Genomic DNA, 6,570 nt, shown 5'->3' on the forward strand with positions numbered 1-6,570 from the left:
CGAGCGGTTCTTTGGCAGGCTGAAAGCCTCGTTCCGTCGCATCGCAACCCGATACGAAAAGACGTCACGCAATTTCCTGTCGATGATCAAACTGGCATCCGTCAGACTGTGGATCGAGTTTTATGAGTCGGCTGCCTAGCAAAAAACCACCGCACAGCAGCCAAAGGTAATGCAATTGTTCGAGCTGGTAGCCGAACACATTGACCACCGCACTCTGCGCACCGATGGCGTCATTGATGATCCGTTTGGGCAGCTCCAGCGTCAGGTAGAGCAGCGGAAACAAACAAGCGGTCACAACAAGGAGAACCAGTTGGTCCCGCTTCGAAAATTTCCAAATGAACTGAAAAAGAGTACGTTCTATGGGACAGCTCCCGACTGCTGGGCACGAACATCTGTGAACATATGCCTAGCCCGGAATGACCGGAACAGGCAATGGCCCAGACCTGTCAAAACATCATTCCGCACTACCATATGTTCAACCAAGACCGCCCAAGCAGCAGATCTGTTGGCGAGGTGACGGAAGGTTCTGCACAGATCCCACACAGGAGGTTTGCCCCCACCCGAAAAATCCGTAAGGTTTCAAAGCGCGAAACAGGAAAGGTCGTCGCATTGCCAGAACACGTTGGCCCAGTTTTAGGACTGCTCTGCCTTTTTCAGATCAAACACATGTTTGCGGACTTCTTTCTGCAAACGCCCAAAATGCTGTCTGGTCGCGGCGAGTATCTGCATGCCGGACGGGCGCAGCATGCCGGGGTGCATGTCTTGGGGTCGATTTTGGTGTTCGTCATCGTCGGCGCACCGGTCTGGTTTGTGCTGGTCATCTGCGCGCTTGAATGGGTCGCCCATTTCAACATCGACTACTGCAAAGCCTGCTACTCCGAGAAAAAAGGTCTGGCGCCGAACATGGCCAGCTTCTGGCGCGCGGTGGGCACCGATCAGGCGCTGCATCAGCTCACCTATCTGGCGATGACAGCCGCCTGGATTTACTACGCCATCGGCTGAGGCGCTGCGTTAGGGCAGCACAGGTTCATCCCGCTTCAAGGTGCGCAGCACCACATTGGTCTGGGCGCTGGCAACCGCTGGCAGACGAAACAGAAACTCCTCCAGAAAGCGGTTGTACGCCTCAAGGTCCGGTGCAAGCACTCGCAGATGGTAATCCGCTTGGCCCGTGGTGGCGTAGCATTCCTGCACCAGCGGATTGAGGTTCACCGCACGAATAAAATCGCTCAGCTTATCGGGATCGTGCCGCGTTAGGTGCACATGGACGATCGCGTGGAAATCAAGCCCCATCGCGGCCGGATTGACCACAGCGCCATAGCGTTCGATGACGCCGGCATCCTCCAGCGCTCTCACCCGACGCCAGAGCGCCGATGCGGACATGCCAACGGCCTCTGCCAGGTCGGCATTCGACATCCGCGCATCCTGCTGCAAATGGCCAAGGATGCGGCGGTCGCGATCATCAAGCTGCATTCTCTGACTGGTCAATCTGTCCACCTTTGTACCTAAAATCGCGAAAATTATCCATCATTGCGACCTCACCTCCAATAGTTGGCACAAAAATCCAAAAAACACGAACTACAATTTCGCAAATGCTACGCTTGCGAGGCCGTCATGACCCAGCTCACCCACAGGTTCCAAAGCTATCAGCTGACCGACCGCTATGATCTGACACAGGGGCGCGTGTTTCTAACGGGCACCCAGGCGCTGGCGCGGATCATGTTGGATCAGGCCCGTCGGGATCGGCAGGCCGGTTTGAACACGGGCGGATTTGTCTCCGGCTATCGCGGCTCACCTTTGGGTGGGGTCGATCTGGAGTTCTGGCGCAACCGCCAACGCATGGACGACAACAACATCACCTTCATGCCCGCCGTGAACGAAGATCTCGGCGCCACCGCCGTTCTGGGGGCGCAGCAGGCCATCCTTGATCCCCATTGCACATTCGATGGTCTGTTTTCCATGTGGTACGGTAAGGGCCCCGGTGTCGACCGTTCGGGAGACGCGCTGAAACACGGCAACGCCTATGGCTCCTCGGCCCAAGGCGGCGTCTTGGTGGTAGCGGGTGACGATCATGGCTGCGTGTCTTCATCGATGCCGCATCAGTCAGACGTTGCCTTCATGTCCTGGTTCATGCCGGTTCTGAACCCATCTGATGTCAGCGAGTTTCTGACATTTGGGGAGTATGGCTTTGCCCTGTCGCGGTTTTCCGGCACCTGGGTCGGTTTCAAGGCGGTTTCAGAAACTGTGGAAAGCGCGCGTTCGGTCAATCTTGTCGCTGATCGCAAGTTTCATCTGCCACCGCTGCCGGAGTATCCCGGTGGCCTGCACATTCGCAGCGCCGATCTGCCGTCCCCAGAGATCGAAACACGCATTCAGGCCAAGCTGCGAGCGGTACGGGCCTTTGCGGAGGCCAACCCAATCGACAGGCGCATCTATGATCTGGCAGAGGCGCCTTTTGGCTTTGTGACCACCGGCAAGGGCCATCTTGATCTGATGGAGGCGCTGCGCCTGCTGGGGCTGGATGATGCGGCCTGCCGCAGGTTGGGCATCGACATCTACAAGGTCGGCATGGTCTGGCCCTTGGCCCGCACCGAAGCGCTGCGCTTTGTCAAAGGCAAAGAAGAAGTGCTGGTCGTAGAAGAAAAACGTGGCATCATCGAGAGCCAGTTCAAAGAGTATTTTTACGACTGGCCCGGCGACAAGCCCAAGCGCATGGTCGGCAAATATGACAGCAAGGGCAATCCGTTGATCCCCTGGACCGGCGAATTGTCCCCGATGATGCTGGTGCCGATTGTTGCCGCGCGGCTTGATCGGTTTTTCCCGGACGAAAACCTGATGGAACGAGCCCGCGCCCTGACCCAGACGCCGCCCATACAGCTGTCGGTGCCCGGCGCAACGCGGACCCCCTATTTCTGTTCAGGCTGTCCGCATAACACATCGACCAAAGTGCCGGAGGGCAGTGCCGCAAATTCTGGCATTGGCTGTCACGTGATGGCCAGTTGGATGGATCGCGAAACCGCAGGCTATGCCCAGATGGGCGGCGAAGGTGTGCCCTGGACCGTGGCCTCCAAGTTCAATGGCGGAAAACACGTCTTTCAGAACCTCGGCGAAGGCACCTGGTATCACTCCGGCTCGCTTGCGATCCGGCAGGCCGTGGCTGCGGGCACCAATATCACCTATAAAATCCTCTACAACGATGCGGTGGCGATGACCGGCGGACAGCCTGTCGATGGCCCCGTCAGCGTGGCCGGTATTGCGCAAACCTGTCGCGCCGAAGGCGTCGACAGGATCGCGCTGGTGTCTGACGATATTTCGAAATTCGCAAAATCAGATTTCCCCGATGGCACAAGTTTCCACAGCCGCGAGACCCTGGACCAGGTGCAGCGCGAGCTGCGCGACATTCCCGGCGTAACAGTGTTGATCTACGAGCAGACTTGCGCCTCCGAAAAGCGACGACGCCGCAAACGCGGCCAAATGGAAGATCCCAAACGGTTTGTCATGATCAACGATCTGGTCTGCGAGGGATGCGGTGATTGTTCGGTCGAATCCAATTGCCTGAGCGTGGAGCCGAAAGAGACGGTGTTTGGCCGCAAACGCAAAATCAACCAGTCCAGCTGCAACAAAGACTTTTCCTGTCTGAACGGATTTTGCCCCAGTTTTGTGACCGTCGAAGGGGCCGAAAAGCGAAAAACACAAATCGCGGGTCTCGACCCACAGGCTCTGATCGATGGTTTGCCTGCGCCGCAATTGCCGGACCTGCGCGCCCCTTATGATCTGCTGATCACCGGAGTTGGCGGCACCGGCGTGGTGACGGTTGGTGCCTTGATCACCATGGCGGCCCATCTGGAGGGCAAGGGCGCAAGCGTGCTCGACTTTACTGGTTTTGCGCAGAAATTCGGCACTGTTCTGGGCTATGTCCGACTGGCACAAGACCCCGATGCGCTGAACCAGGTGCGTATTGATCAGGCCTCAGCAGACGCGGTCATCGCCTGTGATGTTGTCGTCAGCTCTGCGCCCAAAGCCTCCGCACACTATCGACGGGACACCCGGGTGGTGCTGAACCACGCCGAAATGCCGACAGGTGATCTGGTTCTGCGGCGCGACGCAGATCTGAACGTTACGGGGCGAGCACAGGAAATCGCAAATGTTGTGGGTGCGGGCAACCTGTCTGGGTTTAACGCCAATGATGTGGCCGAAACCCTCCTCGGCGATGCAGTGCTCGCCAATGTTGTCATGTTGGGCTTTGCCTGGCAGTCCGGTTTGGTGCCCGTCTCTGCCGGGGCTATGGACCAGGCCATCGTTTTGAACGGTGTAGCGGTCGATCAGAACAGGCTGGCCTTTGCCATCGGGCGGGTCTGCGCGGGTGCGCCGGAGCGGCTGGCGGATTGGTACACGGACAACACCCCAGCGCAGGAAACGCTGCCAGAGCTGATTGACCGGCGCGCAACGTTTTTAACGGGATATCAGGATGTGACCTACGCCCGGCAGTATACCCAACAGTTGGAGCGGTTTCGCGCGGACCTGCCCGAAGGATCGGCTGAGACGCTGGTGACCGCTGCAGCCCGTTCGTTGTTCAAATTGATGGCCTATAAGGACGAATATGAAGTCGCGCGGCTGCTGAGCGCGGAGAGTTTCGAGCACCAGATCAGCGATGCCTTCGATGGCACCTTCAAGGTCAACTACCATCTGGCCCCGCCCCTGTTGGGCCGCCGGAAAGACGCCCGTGGCCGTCCGCAAAAACGCCAGTTTGGCCCCTGGATCAGGCCTGCCCTACGTGCGCTTGCCCGTGGACGCAGGCTCCGTGGCCGTTGGTTCAATCCCTTTGGCTATCATGAAGAGGCCAAGCTGCATCGCCAGCTGTTAGATTGGTATCGTGGGATCCTGACAGAGGTCGCACGCCGGTACTCTGTCAAAGATCACGACCGCTGGCTGGCGATACTCGAGGCGCCGATGGACATTCGCGGCTATGGACCGGTGCGCATCGAAGCCGCGCGCAGCATCACCGAAGAGGTTGCCTCCCAAATGGCTTCTTTGAAATCCGTGGGCCAGTGATTCCGTGGGCCCATGATCACGACCGCCAGTAGCGTCGGGCGTAGGCGGCAAACTCCTGCAATTCTTCCGGTCGGCCGGGTTGGCCGGTGAACACTTCGACATAGGATCCGGTCATCGACAGGCGTTGGTCGTAGGGTTCGTTCAGCGCGGCCATGTCATAGCCAAGCTGCATGTAGTAGAGCACATTGGCGCGGGTCTTGGCCTCCTTGTCGGGATAGCCGTAGCGCAGGAACATGTCGGTCAAGGCCTGGATCCGCCGCGCGTCTGCCGCGTCCAGCAGATTGCGCACTGGTCCTGACCTGCGCGACCAGTCGCGCACCGCGAAATCAAGCGCGGTGTTGAACAGCTGGGGATCGGCGGTGCAGCGGAACACATTCAGAACCGCTGCCGTGATCGTCTCTGCCGGGGCCTCTGCCTGGGAAATCAATCCGACGGTGTTGGTCTGGTCCCAGGTTTGCAACAGCGCATCCAGCAGATCCTGCCGGGTCTTGAAGTACCAGTAGAACGAGGACCGCGACACCGCCATGCGTTCGGCAAGTGCAAGCACTTTGACCTGTTCAACCCCATCGGTGATCAAGACATCCATAGCGACGTTCAACCAATCCCTGCGCGTCACTTTCACGTTGCCGACCAAGGGTTCGGCTTCTGGATTGTCCCTGTGCAAAACTGGCTTGTCGGCCATGTCGTCTACTCCCCATCGTGGCATCTGTGATACCGCAAAGCCACTTTGTCACCTTCGCATCGACGCCGCGGAAAATCGTGCATGGGCGCCCTGAACATCATGGGCGCCCAGTCGCTTTGCTGCGCTATGCTGCCTTCAGATAGGTAAAGCACCGCCCCGGCACAGCCCCAGGAGGCAAGGGCTGCTCTTCCAGGTGTTCGAAATACATCCGGTCGGAGGACACCATCAGGCCTCCAGGTGCCAAAAGCGGTTCAATCAGGGGAGAGATCAGCCGCGCAAAGACATCGTTTTTCGCACGGTCATGCCCGCCCAGATCCGCGTGGATCAAGCTCGCTCCCTGCGGGAACCGATCCAGCGCAGCAGGCAGCGTCTCGCGCACATCGCCTAGGATCACCAGATGCTCTGCAGGTGTGCTGTCAGGATGAGAGGCGACTGCGCGTTCGAACACATACACATCGCGGTCCGTGATGCGTTCGCGCATGTGGTGAAAGGTCCGACCATTGCCAAGCCCCAGTTCAAACACCGGTTCAGGCCGCCCCATAGTGCGGGCGATGGCGCTGTCCAGGCTCGCGCGTTGCGATACCATCCTGTCGATAAATAAATCCAGACGGGTGGTGGTGGGCTGCTCGCTCATATCGATTTCCTCACGGGCCTTTTGAACGGGTCGGTATGTGGTAAAATTTACCACCTTAGACGGGATATTTACTGCTACATACAGACCTGCCAGAGATCGCAATAAATGTGTAGCACATTGCCTGTTATATCTAGGCAGCCGACTCATAAAACTCGATCCACAGTCTGACGGATGCCAGTTTGATCATCGACAGGAAATTGCGTGA

The 6,570-nt window shown here is 58.3% G+C and carries 5 protein-coding genes and 1 pseudogene; 3 read left to right on the forward strand and 3 right to left on the reverse strand.

Annotated features, from left to right (window positions below; all coding sequences use genetic code 11):
• Positions 1-139 (forward strand): annotated as a pseudogene (locus Q0C28_RS07640) (IS5/IS1182 family transposase); the annotation flags it as partial.
• A 470-nt stretch (positions 140-609) separates the two neighbouring features.
• Positions 610-1,002, forward strand: a complete 393-nt coding sequence (locus tag Q0C28_RS07645) for a DUF3307 domain-containing protein (RefSeq protein ID WP_293574387.1) — start codon at positions 610-612, stop codon at positions 1,000-1,002.
• Positions 1,003-1,011: 9 nt separating this feature from the next.
• On the opposite strand, the gene Q0C28_RS07650 is transcribed toward Q0C28_RS07645, so the two are convergent.
• Complete coding sequence (locus tag Q0C28_RS07650; RefSeq protein WP_293574394.1) at positions 1,012-1,470, reverse strand: Lrp/AsnC family transcriptional regulator; 459 nt, start codon at positions 1,468-1,470, stop codon at positions 1,012-1,014.
• Between the two features lie 141 nt (positions 1,471-1,611).
• On the opposite strand from Q0C28_RS07650, the gene Q0C28_RS07655 reads away from it, so the two are divergent.
• Positions 1,612-5,049 (forward strand): indolepyruvate ferredoxin oxidoreductase family protein, encoded by a 3,438-nt coding sequence (locus Q0C28_RS07655; RefSeq protein ID WP_293574389.1) that lies wholly within the window; start codon positions 1,612-1,614, stop codon positions 5,047-5,049.
• Positions 5,050-5,065: 16 nt separating this feature from the next.
• Here Q0C28_RS07655 and Q0C28_RS07660 read toward each other — a convergent pair whose 3' ends face one another.
• Both Q0C28_RS07660 and Q0C28_RS07665 read right to left on the reverse strand, forming a co-directional pair.
• Complete coding sequence (locus tag Q0C28_RS07660; protein WP_293574391.1) at positions 5,066-5,731, reverse strand: TetR/AcrR family transcriptional regulator; 666 nt, start codon at positions 5,729-5,731, stop codon at positions 5,066-5,068.
• 124 nt (positions 5,732-5,855) lie between these two features.
• Positions 5,856-6,365: a class I SAM-dependent methyltransferase gene (locus tag Q0C28_RS07665; protein ID WP_293574393.1), complete on the reverse strand. Its 510-nt coding sequence runs from the start codon at positions 6,363-6,365 to the stop codon at positions 5,856-5,858.
• Positions 6,366-6,570: the final 205 nt, after the last annotated feature.

This window comes from Phaeobacter sp., assembly GCF_022825805.1.
Taxonomy (GTDB): domain Bacteria; phylum Pseudomonadota; class Alphaproteobacteria; order Rhodobacterales; family Rhodobacteraceae; genus Phaeobacter.

Excerpts from the sequence above, each read along its gene's own strand:
- Q0C28_RS07650 (WP_293574394.1), bottom strand. The coding sequence starts at position 1,470 with ATGCAGCTTGATGATCGCGACCGCCGCATCCTTGGCCATTTGCAGCAG.
- Q0C28_RS07655 (WP_293574389.1), top strand. The coding sequence starts at position 1,612 with ATGACCCAGCTCACCCACAGGTTCCAAAGCTATCAGCTGACCGACCGC.
- Q0C28_RS07660 (WP_293574391.1), bottom strand. The coding sequence starts at position 5,731 with ATGGCCGACAAGCCAGTTTTGCACAGGGACAATCCAGAAGCCGAACCC.
- Q0C28_RS07665 (WP_293574393.1), bottom strand. The coding sequence starts at position 6,365 with ATGAGCGAGCAGCCCACCACCACCCGTCTGGATTTATTTATCGACAGG.